The organism is Mariniflexile aquimaris (assembly GCF_042676825.1).
Classification (GTDB): Bacteria; Bacteroidota; Bacteroidia; order Flavobacteriales; family Flavobacteriaceae; genus Mariniflexile; species Mariniflexile aquimaris.
This window is the reverse complement of record NZ_JBHTIB010000012.1, coordinates 555,141-574,979: the sequence shown is the minus strand read 5'-3', so window position 1 is coordinate 574,979 and position 19,839 is coordinate 555,141. Positions and strand designations below refer to the sequence as shown.

At 33.4% G+C, this 19,839-nt stretch carries 20 protein-coding genes; 6 read left to right on the top strand and 14 right to left on the bottom strand.

Going from position 1 to position 19,839, the window contains the following annotated elements; all coding sequences use genetic code 11:
• The first annotated feature begins 22 nt into the window (after positions 1–22).
• From ACFQ0I_RS10520 to ACFQ0I_RS10510, 3 genes are read left to right on the top strand one after another with little or no spacing between them, the layout of a single operon-like run.
• On the top strand, positions 23–655 hold the full coding sequence (locus tag ACFQ0I_RS10520; protein WP_379942059.1) for an NAD(P)H-dependent oxidoreductase: 633 nt from the start codon (positions 23–25) through the stop codon (positions 653–655).
• Between the two features lie 7 nt (positions 656–662).
• Positions 663–1,661: an NADP-dependent oxidoreductase gene (locus tag ACFQ0I_RS10515; RefSeq protein ID WP_379942057.1), complete on the top strand. Its 999-nt coding sequence runs from the start codon at positions 663–665 to the stop codon at positions 1,659–1,661.
• 27 nt (positions 1,662–1,688) lie between these two features.
• Positions 1,689–2,849, top strand: coding sequence for an iron-containing alcohol dehydrogenase (locus ACFQ0I_RS10510; RefSeq protein WP_379942055.1), 1,161 nt, complete (start codon positions 1,689–1,691; stop codon positions 2,847–2,849).
• A 149-nt stretch (positions 2,850–2,998) separates the two neighbouring features.
• On the opposite strand, the gene ACFQ0I_RS10505 is transcribed toward ACFQ0I_RS10510, so the two are convergent.
• The gene (locus tag ACFQ0I_RS10505) at positions 2,999–3,592 is read right to left on the bottom strand and encodes a hypothetical protein (RefSeq protein WP_379942053.1); all 594 of its coding nucleotides are present in this window, start codon (positions 3,590–3,592) and stop codon (positions 2,999–3,001) included.
• A 299-nt stretch (positions 3,593–3,891) separates the two neighbouring features.
• Between ACFQ0I_RS10505 and ACFQ0I_RS10500 the strand changes: the two genes are divergently transcribed.
• Entirely contained in the window at positions 3,892–4,461 is a 570-nt protein-coding gene (locus ACFQ0I_RS10500; protein WP_379942051.1) for an acetate uptake transporter, read from the top strand.
• A 198-nt stretch (positions 4,462–4,659) separates the two neighbouring features.
• Here the strand turns inward: ACFQ0I_RS10500 and ACFQ0I_RS10495 are convergent, their stop codons facing one another.
• From ACFQ0I_RS10495 to ACFQ0I_RS10480, 4 genes are all read right to left on the bottom strand, one after another.
• Positions 4,660–5,511 (bottom strand): mechanosensitive ion channel family protein, encoded by an 852-nt coding sequence (locus ACFQ0I_RS10495; protein WP_379942049.1) that lies wholly within the window; start codon positions 5,509–5,511, stop codon positions 4,660–4,662.
• Positions 5,512–5,717: 206 nt separating this feature from the next.
• Positions 5,718–6,137 carry an OsmC family protein gene (locus ACFQ0I_RS10490; protein ID WP_379942047.1) on the bottom strand — a complete coding sequence of 140 codons (420 nt, stop codon included), beginning with the start codon at positions 6,135–6,137 and terminating at the stop codon, positions 5,718–5,720.
• Between the two features lie 65 nt (positions 6,138–6,202).
• Positions 6,203–6,745, bottom strand: a complete 543-nt coding sequence (locus tag ACFQ0I_RS10485) for a DUF4251 domain-containing protein (RefSeq protein ID WP_379942045.1) — start codon at positions 6,743–6,745, stop codon at positions 6,203–6,205.
• A 71-nt stretch (positions 6,746–6,816) separates the two neighbouring features.
• The gene (locus ACFQ0I_RS10480) at positions 6,817–8,049 is read right to left on the bottom strand and encodes a glycoside hydrolase 5 family protein (protein WP_379942043.1); all 1,233 of its coding nucleotides are present in this window, start codon (positions 8,047–8,049) and stop codon (positions 6,817–6,819) included.
• Positions 8,050–8,210: 161 nt separating this feature from the next.
• On the opposite strand from ACFQ0I_RS10480, the gene ACFQ0I_RS10475 reads away from it, so the two are divergent.
• Positions 8,211–10,586: a TonB-dependent receptor domain-containing protein gene (locus tag ACFQ0I_RS10475; RefSeq protein WP_379942040.1), complete on the top strand. Its 2,376-nt coding sequence runs from the start codon at positions 8,211–8,213 to the stop codon at positions 10,584–10,586.
• Here the strand turns inward: ACFQ0I_RS10475 and ACFQ0I_RS10470 are convergent.
• The 6 genes from ACFQ0I_RS10470 to ACFQ0I_RS10445 form a co-directional block, all read right to left on the bottom strand.
• Positions 10,583–11,632: a glycosyltransferase family 9 protein gene (locus ACFQ0I_RS10470; protein WP_379942037.1), complete on the bottom strand. Its 1,050-nt coding sequence runs from the start codon at positions 11,630–11,632 to the stop codon at positions 10,583–10,585. The genes ACFQ0I_RS10475 and ACFQ0I_RS10470 overlap by 4 nt on opposite strands.
• A gap of 81 nt (positions 11,633–11,713) precedes the next feature.
• Entirely contained in the window at positions 11,714–12,568 is an 855-nt protein-coding gene (locus tag ACFQ0I_RS10465) for a DMT family transporter (protein WP_379942034.1), read from the bottom strand.
• Positions 12,558–13,472, bottom strand: coding sequence for an EamA family transporter (locus ACFQ0I_RS10460; protein ID WP_379942032.1), 915 nt, complete (start codon positions 13,470–13,472; stop codon positions 12,558–12,560). Before ACFQ0I_RS10460 ends, ACFQ0I_RS10465 begins: the two co-directional genes overlap by 11 nt.
• Positions 13,473–13,502: 30 nt before the next feature.
• Positions 13,503–13,955, bottom strand: a complete 453-nt coding sequence (locus ACFQ0I_RS10455; RefSeq protein WP_379942029.1) for a cold-shock protein — start codon at positions 13,953–13,955, stop codon at positions 13,503–13,505.
• A 21-nt stretch (positions 13,956–13,976) separates the two neighbouring features.
• Positions 13,977–15,095, bottom strand: coding sequence for a DEAD/DEAH box helicase (locus tag ACFQ0I_RS10450; protein WP_379942027.1), 1,119 nt, complete (start codon positions 15,093–15,095; stop codon positions 13,977–13,979).
• A 76-nt stretch (positions 15,096–15,171) separates the two neighbouring features.
• On the bottom strand, positions 15,172–16,728 hold the full coding sequence (locus tag ACFQ0I_RS10445; protein WP_379942024.1) for a DEAD/DEAH box helicase: 1,557 nt from the start codon (positions 16,726–16,728) through the stop codon (positions 15,172–15,174).
• Between the two features lie 191 nt (positions 16,729–16,919).
• Between ACFQ0I_RS10445 and mgrA the strand changes: the two genes are divergently transcribed.
• Positions 16,920–17,933 carry an L-glyceraldehyde 3-phosphate reductase gene (gene mgrA / locus ACFQ0I_RS10440; protein WP_379942022.1) on the top strand — a complete coding sequence of 338 codons (1,014 nt, stop codon included), beginning with the start codon at positions 16,920–16,922 and terminating at the stop codon, positions 17,931–17,933.
• 4 nt (positions 17,934–17,937) lie between these two features.
• On the opposite strand, the gene ACFQ0I_RS10435 is transcribed toward mgrA, so the two are convergent.
• The 3 genes from ACFQ0I_RS10435 to ACFQ0I_RS10425 form a co-directional block, all read right to left on the bottom strand.
• A complete protein-coding gene (locus ACFQ0I_RS10435; RefSeq protein ID WP_379942019.1) occupies positions 17,938–18,615 on the bottom strand; it encodes a hypothetical protein in 678 nt (225 codons plus the stop codon).
• A 168-nt stretch (positions 18,616–18,783) separates the two neighbouring features.
• Positions 18,784–19,209: a 3D domain-containing protein gene (locus ACFQ0I_RS10430; RefSeq protein WP_379942016.1), complete on the bottom strand. Its 426-nt coding sequence runs from the start codon at positions 19,207–19,209 to the stop codon at positions 18,784–18,786.
• 87 nt (positions 19,210–19,296) lie between these two features.
• A complete protein-coding gene (locus ACFQ0I_RS10425; RefSeq protein ID WP_379942014.1) occupies positions 19,297–19,776 on the bottom strand; it encodes an Hsp20/alpha crystallin family protein in 480 nt (159 codons plus the stop codon).
• Positions 19,777–19,839: the final 63 nt, after the last annotated feature.

The window sequence follows — 19,839 nt, the reverse complement described above, 5'->3', positions numbered from 1 at the left end:
TAACATAGAATAAAATCAAAAAATGGAATTATTAGATAAATTAAACTGGAGATATGCTGCAAAAGCAATGAATGGTGAAAAAGTTTCAGAAGATAAAATAACACGTATTTTAGAAGCAGCTCGTTTAGCTCCAACTTCAAGCGGTTTACAACCATTTGAAATCATAGTAGTTAAAAACCAAGAAATTAAAGAAAAAATTAAACCCGTAGCATGGAATCAATCGGTCATTACAGACTGCTCTCACCTACTTGTTTTTGCAGCCTGGGATACGTATACGGCAGATCGTATCAACTACATGTTCGATTTAACGAACGACATCCGTGGTTTTAAAAATGAAGGTTGGGAAAATTACCGTCAAATGCTATTAAGTTCTTATCCACAAAAAAGCGCAGAAGAAAATTTTAATCATGCAGCAAAACAAGCTTATATCGCATTTTCGCAAGCCATTACAGCTGCTGCTTTTGAAGGTGTAGATGCCACACCTATAGAAGGTTTTGATCCGGATGCAGTCGATAAGATTTTAGGATTACGTGAAAAAGGATTGCGCAGTGCCGTTTTATTACCCTTAGGTTACAGAAAAGAAGATGCCGATTGGTTGGTAAACCTTGTAAAGGTTAGAAAACCTATGGAAGATTTAGTGACTGTAATTGAATAAAAAAGTTATGAGAAAAACCATTTTATTAAAAAATAGACCAAAAGGAAAACCAACAGTATCAAATTTTGAATTTGTGACTGAAGACAGCCCACTTACAATTTCTGAAGGAGAAATCCTTTTAGAAGCTGCTTATGTATCGGTAGACCCCTATTTAAGAGGAAGAATGAGCGATGCGAAATCTTACGTTCCTCCTTTCGAATTAAATAAACCAATACATTCTGGTGTGGTTGCAAAAGTGGTGGCTTCTAAAAATGAAAAATTTTCTGAAGGCGATTATGTTTCTGGTATGCTAAACTGGTCTACACAGCAAGTGTCAAATGGTGAAGGTTTAAATAAAGTAGATGGTTCTAAAGCTCCCTTAAGCACCTACTTAGGTGTTTTAGGAATGACAGGACTAACGGCTTATTTAGGTTTAATTGAAATAGGAAAACCTAAAGCTGGAGAAACTATTGTGGTTTCTGGAGCCGCTGGAGCTGTTGGAAGTGTTGTAGGGCAAATAGCGAAACTATTAGGACTTCATGTTATAGGAATTGCAGGAACAGACGAGAAAATTGACATGCTAAAAAGAGACTTTGGCTTTGATGCAGGAATCAATTATAACACAAGTGCGAACATTGCTGCAGACCTTAAAAAGCTGGCTCCAAATGGTGTAGATATTTATTTCGATAATGTTGGAGGGCCAATTTCCGATGCTGTGTTATTTAATATTAACCGTTTTGCAAGAATTATAATTTGTGGTGCTATTTCTGTTTATAATGAAACCGAATTACCTACAAGCTTAAGTGTGCAACCTTTTTTGGTTAAAAACAGTGCTTTAATGCAAGGCTTTATCGTTTCTAATTACGCCGATAAATTTCCTGAAGCTATGAAGCATTTGTCAGGTTGGTTAGCCGAAGGAAAATTAAAATATACCGAAACTATAGTTGAAGGTTTTGATAATATTCCAAATGCTTTTATCGATTTATTTGAAGGCAAGAACAAAGGAAAAATGATCGTTAAAATTTAGATTTTAATAATTAAAAAAGAAAACAAGATGAACAATTTTGAATTTAAAAACCCGACCAAAATTATTTTTGGAAAAGGCACAATAGAAAAACTCGCGAAAGAAATACCTAACGATGCCAAGGTATTGTTACTTTATGGCGGCGGAAGTATTAAGAAAAACGGCATCTACGATCAAGTAAAAACGGCTTTAGGCATATTAGATGTTGTTGAATTTGGAGGAATACCTGCAAATCCTGAATATGCGGTGTTAATGAAAGCGCTAAAAGTTATTAAAGCCGAAAACATCACCTATTTATTAGCTGTGGGTGGTGGTTCTGTAATTGATGGAACAAAATTTTTATCTTCAGCGGCTTTGTTTAAAGGTGATGCGCCTTGGGATATACTTACTAAAAATATTAGAACAGAAAAAGGGATGCCTTTTGGTACCGTGTTAACCTTACCAGCAACGGGATCTGAAATGAATTCTGGGGCGGTAATTACCAGAGAAGAAACCAAAGAAAAACTGGCTATGGGCGGACCAGGGTTGTTTCCTGAGTTTTCCATACTTGATCCACAAGTTATTGCATCAATTCCAGAGCGCCAGTTGGCAAACGGATTAACCGATGCGTTTACCCATGTTTTAGAGCAGTACATGACCTATCCCATAGGTGCGTTATTGCAAGACCGTTTTGCCGAAAGTATTTTACAAACCTTAATTGAAGTGGCTCCTAAAGTGTTAGCAGATCCAACAGATTATAAAGCTGCAGCCAATTTTATGTGGAGTTGTACCATGGCTTTAAATGGCTTGATTCAAAAAGGAGTACCTTCAGATTGGGCTGTGCATGCTATGGGGCACGAATTAACTGCTTTGTTTGGTATCGATCATGCACGCACATTAGCAGTTATCGCACCAAGTCATTATAAGTTTAATTTTGATGCTAAAAAAGAAAAGTTAGCACAATATGCCGAACGTGTTTGGAATATTACTCAAGGAAGTACAGATGATAAAGCCTATGCCGCCATCGAAAAAACGGAAGCATTTTTCAATCAATTAGGGATAGATACCAAATTATCAGACTACACTAAAGATTACGATGGAACCGCAGAAGAAATTGCAAAACGTTTTGCAGATCGTGGTTGGTTAGGGTTAGGAGAACACCAATCGTTAACGCCAGAAAAGGTTGAGAAAATTGTGAAAATGGCTTATTAAAGTTCTCAAATAAACTTTTATAGGAGAAATTATTATTCAAAAAGTGTTATTCCCAGATTAATACAGGTAATAAACTCAAGAATAGTACTTTATAAAACTAAAAAATCTCGTTTTACACGAGATTTTTTAGTTTAGTTAGTTTAGTTGTGCTATTGAATGTTTGGAAGTCGTTTATCAAGTTTAATATCTCGTGTTGCCACATAGATACCATCTTTTTTCTCAAGTTTTAAAATACTTTGCACTACTTGAGCACGGCATGCCAAAGAGAGATCTGGTATTAAATGATCGTCATTAAAAAAGTACGGATTTAACACCTGTTCTGCTTGTCCCGGAACTTTAATGATGCGTTCTATTTGTTTTAATTCTTTCACATATGGGTTATGGCCTGGGATAAAAGTGTAAAAAGTATACTGACCGTCGGAATCAGTTTTTACCCAAGCTCTGTGGTACACATAGCGTTTACGATTACTGTCTCTTTTCAATACAAAATCGCCATCTTCATCTGCCTGACAAATGTAAAGAATAACATCTTTAGCAGGAGTTATTCCGTCGTTTTCAAAAATAGTACCTGAAATTTTTAATTTGTTTTGTTTTGAAACAAAATCTGGAATAGAGTCTGTGTTATTTAAAGTGCGTTCGCCATAATCATAAATCGCACTTGTTTTTTCGTTTTTTTGAGCGTAAAGTATAGTACAAGAACTTAAAGCACACAAAAAATAAATGAGGGTCATTTTATTTTTCATTTGGATGTATTAATTAATTATTTTAAAATTAAATAAATTGATTCGGTAGAGAATTAAAAACGGTATGAAAGCTATAAATTTTCGTTAAAAAGCTGTATTCTCGACGAAATGCAATACTGTAAAAGGTATTAATTTCAATTTTTCATGAATGCCTAATGTTTATAAGTGTCTCGATAAAGGTAAATTAGTGATTTGCGACTTGGGCAATGAAGCTAAAAAAATTATAAAATTAACTGATAAATATCATTATTTTTGCCAACTTAAAGTGGCTATTTTGCTCGATTTTTAAAAAATATAAAATGAATACAATTAAATTAGGAAATCCTGCCGTTGTAGGTTTATCAGGATTTGGATTAACAACATTGTTGTTACAATTTCATAACTTAGGGTGGTGTGGTTTAGGCCCAATAGTAGCTATGGGATTTGTTTTTGGAGGTTTAGCACAATTAATCGCTGGCTTTTTGGAACAAAAAACTGGAAACAACTTTGGTTTTGCTGCCTTTTCTAGCTATGGTGCTTTTTGGATTGGATTAGGTATTATTTGGATGCTAAACTATTTTGAACTTTACACTTCTTCTAAAACAGATGTTGGATTGTATTTAGTGGCTTGGACGCTTTTAACGATTATCTTTTGGATTGGGTCTTTGTTTATTCATACAGCGATGGCTGTTACTTTTAGTACGTTAGCTATCGGTTTTATTCTATTGGATTTAGCACATTTCGGATTTCCACAATTAACTACTTATGCAGCTTATGTTTTAATAGTTTGCGCATTAGCCGCTTGGTATATGATGGCTGCAATTATTATTAACGAAGTATCTGGTAAACAACTATTAAAAGTTGGTAAGCCTTGGGTAAAAGTTAACTAATTTTTATTTTACAACACTTTAACTTCCTATTTTAAATCATTAAAAGTGTTCCATAAAAAAAAACTCAAAATCATTCTGCATGAATTGATTTTGAGTTTTTTTTGTGACTTTTTTAAAATAAATACGATTCAATAAAAGTAGTTTTAAATTAAAAAATCACTTAAATTAAAACCATATATAACACATATAATCAATTAGTTAATATTTATCTGATTTTATATGCACATCCAATTGAGGAAATGAAATAACTATATTATTTTCATTAAATTTTTTATTAATGATTTTCCTGATTTCACTTTTTACTTTTTCAATTCGAAAGATATTATTACTAAAAAACAGCAATTGAAATTCTAAGGCCGAACTTCCAAAATTACTCAATCGGGCATCAATAAGTTTTTTGTCTAAATTATCTGGATGCGCTAAAGCACTTTCAATTAAAAGAGTCGTTACCAAATCTACATCACTTCCATAAGCTACGCCTACATCAATTTTAAATCTGGTTTTTTTAGATTGATGGCTCCAGTTTATCACTTTACTCGTCGTAATTAATGAGTTTGGAATAATGATAGAAATATCATCTCTATTCAATCCTTTAGAAGTGCGTAATCCAATATCCTGAATTTTAACTACATCGCCATCAATTTGTAAAATATCACCAATTTTAATGGAACGTTCGGTGAGTAAAATAAATCCAGAAACAATGTCGTTAAACGTTTGCTGTAATCCTAATCCAATTCCAACCAGCAAGGCAGTAGAACCTGCAATTAGTATGGTGACTTTAACACCAATGCTTTCCAAAATAAATCCGAAAACGATGACCCAAATAACATATTTTATAATTTGAAATATGGCATATAAAGTTCCCTCATCAAATTTTTGATAATTGTTCCGAGAAACAAGTATTTTTTTAATAAACCAAAGCAGAATTTTAGTTCCAATAATAAATAGGAGTATTGTGACAATTTTATAAACTTTTATGGAGTAACCATCAATTCCTAAAATTTCATAATTTAAAATATCTTTGATTGTTTCTAGAAAACTGGATTCCATGAGTTATTAAATTTGGAATTAAATATGTCGCGTACATGTAAAGTTACACTATCTTTTTTGAAATTAATTTGATGATACAGCTTAAATTTTATTTAAGATAGTATCGAGATTTAGTACTGATTACATTGTAATCCATGAAAAACCAGAATACATAAATATTCTGGGTGTTATCATTTAAAAATTTTTAATAAGAATTACTTAATGTATTACAATAAACTTGTTTTTAACTCGATTTTTGTATTCAACAGCTTTGAAATTGGACAAACTTCTTTAGCTTTTGTAGCTATTTCTTGAAACTGTGCCGCCTCTATTTTAGGCACTTTTCCTTCTAGATTTAGCAGGATAGTTGTTACGTTACCATCTTCAAAGGTTACCGTTGCTGCAACATCTAAAGTAGTGGCTGTAAAACCGGCTTCATTTAATAAAAAACTTAATTGCATGGCAAAACAGCCCGCATGTGCCGCACCAACTAATTCTTCTGGATTGGTTCCTTTTTGGCCATCTTCAAAACGAGTGTGAAACGAATACGGTGTATTGTTAAGAACACCGCTAGCCGATGTTAAAGTCCCTTTTCCTTCTTTACCACTCCCTTTCCACTGGGCATTTGCTTTTCTTGTAAATTTCATAATTATCGTATTTTTTAGTTATTGAATATTCATATAGAAGTTAAACTCTAAAGTAAAACACTCCATTATTTGGTTGCCGTAGCATTACCTGCATAGCTAATTGGAAACCGAGACGATCCACTTAGCTGCATGTAGCTACTAAAATTAGGGTTTATAGTTATATAAACTTTAAAATGTTCTGATTTGCTTTTTGCCTCGAACGACAATATATAGCTATGATCTTTATTTATTTCGACCTTATAATTTTTTAAAACACCGCTAAATTCGATGGCATTATCACCGCCACCATAAGCAACTTGCATTTGGCGCTCACCAAAATATGGCAGATAAGAAGTTATACTATCGTTTGAAATGCTTAAAAAGTTTGAATTTCCAATAAGACTGATGGCGTTTGCAGAATTTCCTGGTCCTAGTATGCCCGTGTTAACCACCTGTTGCATGGCATTTGTTGCTTGCGGATATGCCCAGTTGGATTCTATACGAAATTGCTTATTTTCAACCAAGGTTTTTAAAGCTTCAATTTGAGCTTGTGTAACGGTGTTTTTGGTCGTTTTACACGACATTAAAGCCAATAACACAACACAAAGAATAAAAGAGAAAGGTTTCATTTTTAACGAATTACATACCTCTCTAAGTTAATGAATTTTTATAAAATTATGAGCTGTTAAGACGACAAATATTATAAATAATTAGTATGAAACATGTTCAATTTAGTATTGTATTCTTTAATAAGCTGTAATGTTGCTTCATCTGTTTCAAAAACGCTATACCACCCCTGAGGTTCGTGTGCTGGGTCTCCAATAAATTCGCCATTATTATTTGACACTTCTCCTGGGGTATGAATAATTCCGAAACCACCCCAGGCCCAAAAATTGCAACCTACAAAACTGGATTTATTTTCAATGTTCTCACATAGGAAATCGAAAATAGCTTTAAAATATTGGTTTCTATGGTTAACGCTTGAGTCTTTTGTGTACTTTAAATGGTCTCTGGAAATACCAAATTCTTCTAAAACCAATGGTTTATTTAAGCTTTTAGCAATGGCAACATGCTCTTCAATATAATTTTTTGCCTTTTTTAAAGCTATAGCAAAAGTTTTTTCATGTTTGTTCGGGTTGTACCATTCCCAGTTTTGTATCCAGATGTGAATGGTAATATAATCTAAACTATCAAAATTATAATCAGACAAACAGCTGTTGTTGGTAAACCAAGGAAATGGTGTATTTCCCTCACCTCCTATTGTTATGAGTTGATTTGGTGCAAGTTGTTTAATAAGCAAACTAGAATTTTCAATCCATTTTTGATACGCTTTCTTATTTTGCATCGCATACGGTTCATTTGCGAGTTCCCAACTCATAATGGTTGGATCTTCAGAATAAGGAATCTCAGTAATAGAATTAACCCTTGTAATAACCGTGTCTAGATGTTGATTATACGCAGTAATGGCATCTTTATTAGTATAAAATTTGGCTGTAAAGCGCATGTATTTCTCCCAGTTGTTCGTATCGTTTGGATAAGGTATCGCTTCATTAGTTACCCAAGACACATATTGTGACAAACCGCCAGACCAATACCAAAAATTACTTAAGCAAACCACGGCGTGCATATCTCTTTTCTGCATTTCACTCAGTAAAAAGTCTAAGCCTTCTAAAACATCTTGATTATAAACACCTGGTTTTGGCTGCAAGGAAACAGGAATACTATACGGCAAATGGTCTTCACCTTCAGAACCAGCCATAATTCTTAGATTTGTTATGCCATTTTTTTTTAAAACATTGAGCTCATTTAATAAGCGTTCTCTATCTCCAGATTCTTTTGCAGCTAAATGCGCACCGTACCAAAAATTCGTTCCTATAAAATGATAGGGTTTGCCATTTTTGATGAATTGATTATTTTGAACTTTTATAAACATAGCAGAAATGCTTTTTTTAAAATGATACTCCTTTTCCAAATATCTTAATTTATTTTTATGTAATTATAAATTGAATTATATTTAAAAAATGAATATAGAAAGCTATCTGGTTTTCAATACTTTAATCAAGTATCATTAAATTTGTTTTTATTTTGTTGCTTATGAAAATTCGGAAATATCTTTATATATACTTCACTTTATTGTTGTCTTTTGTTGGTCAAGCACAGCAAAACACTATAGAAATAAGTGGGAAAGTCATTGATAACGATACTAAGCAACCAATAGAATATGCCACTATTTCGGTAATCGATAAGATTACAAAAAAACCAATTACAGGAACTATCACAAAACCAAACGGAACGTTTTCATTAAAAACCGAGGCAAACAATTTTTATATTGAAGTTAGTTTTATTGGCTTTACAACAAAGACCATTACTAAAGAAAAACTTGAGGGTAATAAAATTAATTTAGGGACTATTTTTCTTTCTGAAAACCAACAGTCTTTAGATGAAGTTGTAGTTAATGCAGAAAAATCTCAAACTGAATTTAAGCTAGATAAACGCATATTTAATGTTGGTACCGATTTGAGTACCACAGGCGCCAGTGCCTTAGAAGTGCTTAACAATGTACCCTCTGTTAACGTTAATATAGAAGGGCAAATTAGTTTACGAGGAAGTACCGGCGTACAAATACTAATTAATGGAAAACCATCTGTTTTGGCGAGCGCTGGAAGCAATGCGCTGGGAACTATTACCGCAGACATGATTGAACAAATTGAAGTCATTACCAATCCATCCGCCAAATATGATGCCGCTGGAACAGCAGGCATTATTAACATTATTATGAAGAAATCTGAAAAAAAAGGACTTAATGGTTCGGTGACATTAAATGCAGGTGTTCCAAATAGTAATAGTTTTGGCTTGAGTGTTAATAAGCGAACCGAGCATTTCAATATTTTTAGTCAGATAGGATTTGGGAAACGCACCTTTCCTGAAGATAATAAATCTATAAACACCGATTTTACAAATAACACAACCATAAGCAGTGTTGGATCACGTGAAATGAATGAAAAATTCAACAACTTTATATTAGGTACAGATTATCATATTAACGCTTTAAATGTTCTTACGCTCTCTGGTTCGTATGCGTATGAAGTTGAAGATCAAAATTCTGAAGCAATCTACAGCAAAACAGATGCGACAAATACCGTAACCGATAGCTGGCTTCGCGAGGAATTAACTGAGGCCGATAACCCGAAATTGCGCTACGAGTTGCAGTATAAAATGAATTTTAAAAGACACAAAGAACAATCTTTATTATTTAGTGCTTTAGGCAGCTCATTTAAAAAAGACGAGTCTTCGGTGTTTAATAACACGACTATAGTTGGTAATGAACCAGATGAATTGCAAGAGGCAAGAACAGATTATGCTTTAGAAGATTACACTTTTAAACTGGATTACACCCACCCTTTTCTTGATGATTTTACGCTAGAATCGGGTTCGCAATATGCCATAAATAAAGTAACAAACGATTATGCTGTAAGTGATTTTGAAAATGGAACTTGGGTGAATAATCCAGACTTAACAAATGTCTTTAACTTTAATCAAAACGTATTGGCTATTTACAGTACGATGGCTTATGAAGGTGATATTTGGGGGATTAAATTGGGTCTGAGATTAGAAAACACAGACATCAGTACATTTTTAAAAACGTCCAGTCTCGAAAACAATAAAGCATATGCTAATTTATTTCCAACGCTTCATACATCTTATAAATTTTCTGAAAACATGTCGTTTCAGGCGGGATATTCAAAACGAATTAACAGACCAGGTTTACGAGAATTAAATCCTTTTTCTAATATCAGAAATAATTTTAGTATTTCTACCGGAAATCCGGATTTACAGCCAGAATACACCGATTCTTTCGAAATTACCAGCATTCACAAATTTGAAAATGGCTCATTAAACACGAGTTTTTACAGTCGTTATACCAAAGATATCATTGAGCGTGTAAATACTTTTGAAGATAACATTAATATATCGAAACCAGAAAATATTGGTACGAATCGCACGTCTGGTTTAGAAGTAAATGGAAAATATAATCCGTTAGAATGGTTTACGTTGAATGGTGATTTAAATTGGAATTATTTTAATAGAAAAGGAACATTTGAAACGACTTCCTTCGATTTTGAAGGCAACCGCTGGTCTGCAAATCTCACCTCTAAATTCAAATTACCTGCAAGAATAGATTTGGAAATTTCAGGCGATTACAGATCAAGATTTAAAACGTTTCAAAATGATATTTCCGATAATATTTTTGCCGATATAGGCATCCGTAAAAAAATATTCAAAGGAAAAACCATTTTAAACCTAAGTGTACGCGATGTCTTTGCATCGAGAATTGACGAAAGCTCTACAACACAGCCAACCTACTACTTGTTTAATAGCCGACAAAGAGGCAGATTTATTACGTTTGGTATTAGCTACGGTTTTGGAAAAGGAGAAGCCATGGAGTTCTCGGGGCAACGAATTCGTTAAGATTTAAGTATGCTGTTAATACTTTGTATCCAATCGTCTATTCCAGTGGTATTCGTATCTATAGCAACACTGCCATTTCCATAGGGCATATAAATATTTAAATTCGTCACAGAAAAAAATCCAACAGTTGGCGTAAGCGAGGCACTGGCTAAATGCATCACGCCGTTATCGGCAGCTATAAAAACGGCGGTATTTTTTATAATGGCTCCCATTTCTCGAACGTCTTTGCTATAGAATGTTGGGGCTTTAAAGTTTATTTTCGAAATATTCTCAATAGGAAGCATTTCAATAATATTGTATTCTGGATATTCCTTTTGCAAACGCGTGTAAAAAGTTTCCCACCAGTCTTCAGAATAGCATTTATCACCTGTAGCATTGGTATAAATACAAATGGTTTTTTTATCGTTTTTAACAATGTCATCTAATATGTTCTTGCCATTCGCGAGCTCTTTATCACTCAGTTTAATATCCAAAAGGGGTACTTCAGTTTCATTTTTTGGAAACCCAATCTTTTCTAAATAATGTCTTAAATTATAAACAGGATATTTTGAAATATGCTCATGGTCTGGATATTTGGCTTGAATCTCTTCATTTACATCTCCAAAAACTTTATAAGTGGCATTTGCTATTTGTGTGAGTAAACGTCCTGAAGATGAATTTTTATCGCCATTAATAACCATATCATAATGATTTTTTTTAATCGAAATCCAATCTTTCACATACTTAAATAACTCATTAAACGGTTTTCTGGGTAGCTGAATGATTTTATTAATTTCTTGATAATTTTCAAATACTGGTTTTGCAACACCACCTTTTACAAACAAATCTATTTTACAACCTGGAAAGGTGTTTATTACTTCCTGAACTAAGGGCGTTAAAAGCAATTGATTACCCAATCGGTGATTTGGTCTTATTATTAAAACTTTTTTGATTTCGATTTTTTTAGAAGCATCTATTATAGGTTCAGAATACGCGCTACCAATGCGCTTGGTTATTTGATGCATTAATCGTCTTCTAACTTTATTTATGTTTTTTTTAAAATCCATAACTTGAAATAAAATTTTAAATTTTAAGCATTGAAAAATACAATTTTTATAAAAGAAATACGCATTGATTTTAATACAGATTTACAGAGCATTTTCTTTTAATCGGCCTTTATACCATACGTTTGCAACCAACCCTGCAATAATTAATGCCATACCAAGTAAACTCCAAAAGGTATATATTTCATTAAATAAAGTGGCGCCTAATATTACAGTAAAAACAACTTCTATATATTTTAAAGGTGCCATTAAATTAGTCGCCGCATTTTGGAATGCTTTCGTCATATACAACTGGCCATAATATCCAAAAGCCCCGAGGCTAAATAAGAAGACCCACTCCATACCTTGTGGCGTTACCCAATGCGGAATTGAAAGTATGCCTCCCAATACTGTGGCAACAACCATAAAATAATTAACAACAACTACTGGATGTTCCGAATTGCCAATTTTATTGATAATAATATAAACTAAACCACTTAAAACCGCAGCAAGTAAAACCAGAACTAATCCAAATGTATCTATTTGTGTATCTAAACCTTTCAGAATGATTACCCCAACAAATGAAATGATGAAAAAGAACCATTGCAGCACTTTTATTTTTTCACGAAGTAAAAACACAGCAAAAATGGCTGCAAAAATAGGTGCGATATAGCGCAACGAAACTGCGGTACCAACCGACAAATATTTTAAAGACATGAAAAACAACAGCATGGAAAAAGCGCCAGCTAACGATCTAAGAATCATTAGTTTGTTATTGCTGCTTACCATGGGAATTTTGTTTTTTATTAAAAATCCGAAGGTGAAAAATAACGAACTTAACGATCTGAAAAACACAATCTCATACGAGCTTACATTCTTTAAATATTTTACGATGATGTTCATAAATGCAAAAGCAAGTGAACTTAAAATCATAAATTTTATAGCATTTTTAACGTCCATGCATTCTGGGTCTTAGTGTGCGCTTCGAATTAATAAAATACACACCCGTTAATAATATAATGGCAGCAACGATAGATTGTGCTGTAATTTGTTCATCTAAAACATACCAACCCAAAATTAAAGCAATTACTGGGTTGACATATGCAGAGGTAGATACTTTTTCTGTAGAAACTTCTCTGAGTAGATAATTAAATGCTGTAAAGGCAACAATACTTCCGAATATGATTAGCAGCCCCATAGACCATTGTGCAGACGAGCTCCATTGAATTGGCGATGTCCATGTTTCTCCAAATAAAAAACTAACTAGGAAGAGCATGATTCCAGAAGTTATCATTTGATATCCTGTATTTACAAAGTAACTCGGGGCTAAATCGGCACGTGCCACAAATAAACTCCCCGCACTCCAGCTAATTACACAAGTAAATATCATTATAATGCCAATTAAGCTATCTTCTTGATACACTAATTGATCTTGACTTACTAATAAATACATGCCAATTACACCAAGTGAAATGCCTATTATGGAACTTTGCTGAATTTTTTTACCATCAATCATCCGCATCATGGCTAATACCATAAGCGGTTGAATGGAGGCTTCTAAGGCGCCAAAACCACTGTCTACATAGCGTAATGCCCAAACAAACACCCCGTTACCATACACCAAGAATAAAAATCCTGCTATAATGTTGTTTTTTAGTTGTTTGGCGCTAATTACTAAATTAAGTTTTAAGGCTTTTGCTATAATAAATATTAATACCGACGCCACCGTAAAACGAATGGACGCCATATATAAAGGCGCAACCTCGGTTACAACAATTTTATTAAGAAGATAAGTAGAACCCCAAATTACATATATTGCAAAAAAAGCAAGTACTATGAGAATGGTTTTACGAGGTAAACTCATAAATTATAATAATAAGCTAAGTATTTAGTACTATATTTTTTTAACGCGTACAGCGTTCATACCTTTTTGACCGCGCTCTAATTCATACGTAACGGTGTCGTTTTCTTTTATGGGTTCAAGTAAACCACTAACATGCACAAAATATTTCTCTTGGTTGATGCTGTCTAAAATAAATCCGAAGCCTTTTGATGTATCGAAGAAAGACACTTTTCCTTCTTTTGCTGCAGGCTCTTCGTCTTCTCTATCCTCTTTTTTAGGAATTCCTAACTCAATGCTCTCAGCGTCTACTTTCACTTTCATGGACGGATCTGGCGGCGTGTCGGTTAAATTACCATTAAAATCAACATAAGCAAACTGGATACCTTGTGGATTGTCTTTTGCTTCTGCCTTACGAGCTTCTTTCTTTTTTTGCTTCTCTTCTCGTTTTTTTAAGCGTTTTTTTTCTTTTTCAATTTTGTTGAATGTTACTTGTGATTTTGCCATTGTTTATGTTAACGGGTTTAGTTATATGATTATTTCTTTAATTTGAATATTCAGTGCTTTCTGAATATCGTGAATTTTTTGTAATTCTCCTGCGATTATTAAAGCTATTGAATAGCCTTTTTTACCTGCTCTTGCGGTCCTGCCACTTCTGTGCGTGTAATATTCTAATTGTTCGGGGAGTTGATGATGAATAACAAATCCTAGATTGTTAACATCAATACCTCGTGCTGATACATCGGTAGAAACAAGTACTTGTAAATTTCCTTTTTTAAAGGCACGCATCACTTTATCGCGTTCCTTTTGTTGCATATCGCCTTCTAATGCGCCAACCGAAAATCCTTCATCTATCAATTTCTCGGTTAAATCTTTTGTTCCAGCTTTGGTTCTACAAAAAATAATACCGCGCTCGTTTGCTCTTCTACCCAATAAGGTTACTAAGATATTAAATTTTTCCTTGATATTGGTACTAATATATTGATGCGTAATATTAGCATTAATAAGATCGTCTTTATTAACTTCTACCCTAATGGCTTTTGGCGACATATAGGTTTTTATAATGTGCTGTATGTCTTCGGGCATGGTTGCAGAAAACAACCAAGTGTGACGTTTGCCGGTATTGTATTTTAAAATTTTGTTTAGTTCTTCTTTAAAACCCATACTTAGCATCTCATCGGCTTCATCTAAAACTAAGGTTTTTACATTTTTAATATTAACATCGCCGCGTTCAATTAAATCTAATAAACGTCCAGGAGTGGCAACAATAATATGTGTAGTTCGTCGTAATGCCGCTATTTGCTTATCAATTTTCTCGCCACCATAAACGCCTTCGGCAAATATTTTGTCTTCAGAAAATTTAGTGAATTTAAAAAGTTGCTTTTTAATTTGTTGCACTAACTCGCGTGTTGGTGCCAAAATTAAGGCTTGCACATCGTTTGAAGACGTATCAATTTGTTGTAAAATAGGCAAGCCATAAGCTGCCGTTTTCCCCGTGCCTGTTTGTGCTAAACCAATAAAATCTGTGTTAGAGTCTAATAAAACAGGAATTGTTTGCTCCTGAATGTCTGTTGGGATTTTTATATCTAATTCTTTAAGTGCTTTTATAAAGTCTTTTTGAATTCCTAATTCTGAAAATGTTGGCATACTATTTTTTACGATGCTGCGAAGGTACGCCTTATTTTAAGGAAGATATAATTATATTGAATAAATTAATCTCCTTTTAATCTTCTGGCGGATACCCATGTATTGCTTCGAAAACTTCATCGAAATTTGCGCGCAGATAGGAGTTTAATTTTTTTCTATAATCGTCTTTTAACCATTCCACAAAGTTATACGTGCTTTTGCTGATGCATTTGGTGTAACGCTGAATTCTAAAATCGATATCATCCCCTAACATTTTTGCCAAGGCTAAGGCATCATACACATCTTCGCTATTTTCTACACAAATTTTGGCGTGCTGTTCGATAGAGCGCTCTAAAACTACTTTTGTGGTTTCACCATTTCTAATAGAATCGACGTAGGTTTTTTGAATATCGAAATAAACTTCTTTCGATTTAGAAAATTCTTTTCGTAATTCGTCTGGCATTTCATATCTAAAATTGCTCTCTAATTCTTCATCACCTAAGATAGAATCCAGATAATAATTTGGCGATTTAAATATGCGTTGCCAATCTAAATCGTCGCCCCAAGGTCCGAAACGGTGAAAGTTATTCCCTAAATCTATTACACTAAAGGTTTTCTTATTTTTAAGAATACGAGAACCACGACCAATCATTTGATAATATAGCGTTAGCGATTTTGTAGCACGATTTAAAATAATACTTTCTACAGTAGGTTCATCAAAACCTGTAGTTAAAATACTAACGGAAGTTAATATGGCATCGGGCGTTTTTTTAAACCATTTAAGAATCATGGCACGCTCTTTTTTGGTATTGGTATTATCAAGATGCGCTACCGGGTAGCCTGCTCTTCTAAAGGTATCGTAAACGTGTAATGAGGTGTTAATACCATTGTTGAAAATAAGTGTTTTTTTGCCTTTTGAACGCTCCTCGTAAGCTTGCATAAGCTTCGAAAGCATATCATCGGCTGTATACAAATCTTCAGAAGATTTAACGGTATAATCACCATTGGCACCAACTACCAACGATGTTAAACCAACATTATAGGTAAACATTTCGGCACGTGCCAAAAAGCCATTTTCAATAAGCGACTCAATACTTTCACCAACAATTAACTCGTCGTAATTATCGGTCATCGGTAATTCAATACTAGAACTTAATGGTGTTGCAGTAACACCTAATATGAACGACTGACTAAAAAATTTAAATAATTTGGTAAAGGAGTTGTAATGCGCTTCGTCAATAATAACCAATCCAATATCTGAAATATCAAGTTTATCGTCGTTTAATCTGTTGTTTAAGGTTTCCACCATGGCAACAAAGCAACTATAATCGGCTTGGTCGCTTAAGTTAGCCTTACTATCTACTACTTTGTTTACAACACCAAATTCTGTAAGCATATTAGAAGTTTGTTTACATAATTCTATACGATGTGTCATTACCAATACCTTTTTTTTGTGATGTTTAAGGTATTGTCTAACTATTTCAGAAAAAATAACCGTTTTTCCACCACCTGTAGGTAATTGATAAAGCAGATGATAATCGTCTGGCGCTTCATCAAATAACTTAAAAATCTTATCTATAGCGCCTTTTTGATAACTATATAAGCTTTTCCCTTCGTTTCTTTCTTCTAATTCTAAGATAGATTTTTTCGACATATTTTTAAGTTTCAGAGGTGCAAAAATAACACCTTTAAAGGGTTTAACAAGAATAAATGCTTCGAAAATTTAAAATGATTTTGTGATGGGGTGCTATTAAATAAATTACAACCTATATATGAGCTTATTTTTTATCCAAATTCGATGAAATTCTTCAGTAATTAATATCTTTACTTTTTAATACATTTTCTATGCAAATTAACGATAAATCTGGAGTAAAGGAGTATTTAGCTGATTCACAGCGCTACGAAACAATGACCTATAAAAGAGCAGGAATAAGCGGTGTGCTATTGCCTGCCCTATCGCTTGGGCTATGGCATAACTTTGGATTTGTTGATAACATTCAAAATGGTAGAGATGTACTAAGATGTGCCTTCGATTTAGGAATTACTCATTTCGATTTGGCTAATAATTACGGACCGCCATTTGGTTCTGCCGAAGAAAATTTCGGAACCATCCTTAAAAAGGATTTTAAAAATTATAGAGACGAGTTATTTATTGCCACCAAAGCTGGTTACGATATGTGGCCTGGACCCTATGGCAATTTGGGCTCTCGAAAATATTTAATGGCGAGTATAGATCAAAGTTTAAATCGTATGGGTTTAGATTATGTAGATATTTTTTATCATCACAGACCAGACCCTGATACGCCTTTAGAAGAAACGATGGGCGCTTTAGCAGACATCGTTCGTCAAGGAAAAGCTTTGTATGTAGGTATTTCAAATTATGAATCGAAAGAAACACGGGAAGCTGCACAAATTTTAAAACGTTTAAATACACCTTTTATATTGCATCAGGCGCGTTATTCGATGTTTGATCGTTGGGTTGAAAATGATCTTTTAAGTACTTTAGAGGAAAATGGCGTGGGTTGTATTGCCTTTTCACCATTAGCTCAAGGGATGCTAACCGATAAATATTTAAAAGGTATTCCAAAAGATTCGAGAGCTGCCAAAGACAAAACGTATTTAAATGTGGAGACCGTAACAAGTAATCTTGAAAAAGTGCAACTTTTAGATGCTATTGCACAAAAACGCCAGCAAAAATTATCGCAAATGGCACTAGCTTGGATATTAAGAAAACCTCAGGTGTCTTCGGTTTTAATTGGAGCCAGTTCTGCAGCACAGTTAAAAGAAAATGTGAAGGCTGTGGATAATTTGAATTTTACAGAAGAAGAATTAAAATTGATTGATAGAATTATTTCTTAATTCCTTACTCTTTAACAATTATAATAGTCGCTTTTACACCAGTCGCGAGATTCCATTGATTGGCAGAAACTAATTTGCCAGTATCATCTACAACTCGAAATTCGGCAGTATTTGGGCCAGATTCTCCTTGATTTAAGGCAAGGAAATCTATTTTATTAAACCCTTTTTGTAGATTGAGTTTAAATCCGCTATAGCCTCCTGTTAAAAATACGCGGGCATGCACAACATCGTCGTTTACTAACACCTGTATTAAGTCGCCATCTACCACACCAAAATCTCTATACGCAATATTAACAGACTTGGCATTGCACTTAAAATCGCCTAAATATTGGTCGGTTAAGCTGCCGTTAAGTTGTTCAACTTCTTGAGGTGTTAGTTTGGTATTTGCTATATTTTTATCTATTTGTTTCTGGTAAAGCTCTCCAGGATTTCCAAATTCCTCACCAAAAAGTGAAAATTCTTTTTTAGGCTGCTCTACCCCTGTAGTAATTTTAGGTGTATTAAACGAGCCAAAATTGGGCGTGCTGTTTTTAGGTTGTGAAGGTTCTATTATAGGTGTAATATTATTTTGTTTTTTGCTTTCTACCGCAGGAATAGCAGTCGATTTATTCTGACTATCTATTTGAGCATGGCCAAAATAACTAACGGTAAACAAAATAAAAAATGATAATACTAACTTCATTGGTCTTTTCTAAAAATCAAAATCCTTTTAAAAATCAAATATATTTTATTCTCATAAAACCTGTGGAATTAGAGAATAAATTTTACATTCATTTAACAAATACCATACCTAATTAAGAATTAACCTAAATATTCGGATATAATTTTCGGGCTTTTCTAGGATTTGACTTTATTTTTTAAGAGAATCTAATGGTTTTAAAACACCATAAGATATAGTTACTTTTTTTCTACCCCATTTTTTGGCTGCTTTAACGTCTGTTCCCATGTAAATATCTATTTTATTTTTCCAGCGTCCATGCATTCTGTCTTTTACAAAATAAATACTATCGAAGCCTTTTATTTTTACTGGTGTATCGCGTTTCAATCCTTTTCTATATAAATCTTTAGACACGGCAATATATCTTAACCCAGGTTTTAAACTGTCTCCAAAGGCTGTAATATGTGGATTATTATCTGTTTGAGCTACTACAGAATTATACGCAGAGGCCGTTACTTTTAATTTATGCCAATTGTAATTTTCTTCGAAAGGAATCTCTTTTTCTTTGCAATTAAAAACTAAAAGCAACAGTATGAGTATAGAAATCTTTTTAAACATCTAATAAATTTAGAATTTAAATATACAAAATTACACATATGAAAAGTTGAAAATAAAAAAGAGAGCTAATTTAGCTCTCTTTTTTGATTAAGAAATTTTAATTTTTTTGAGTGGTTTTTTCTTAGCTTCTTCTTTTTTAGGAAGATGAATTTTAAGAATACCATCATTATAATCGGCCGCAATTTTATCTACATTTACTGACTCTGGAATGGCAAACGTTCTTTTGAAAGAAGAATACCCAAACTCTCTACGAGTATAGTTTTCGGTTTTTTCATTTTGCTCAGTTTTAGACTCCACACCTATTGATAAAATGTGATTATCTATATCGATATCAAAATCAGATTTTTTCAATCCAGGAACTGCCATATCAATAACAAATTCATGATCAGAATCTATAACATTTACTGCTGGTAATGTCATTCCTGTATTAAAATTAGACATAAATTCGGTACCTAATCCTTTACCTAATATATCATCAAACCATGATGGTAAAGTTGGTAATAAATTAAAACTTGATTCAATTGGCTTTTTAGTGCCACTTTTTACTGTTGGAATTAAAGTGCTCATAATTAAATATTTTTAAATGTTAAACAATCAATTCTAACTGTTATATAGCAATTTAAATACCAA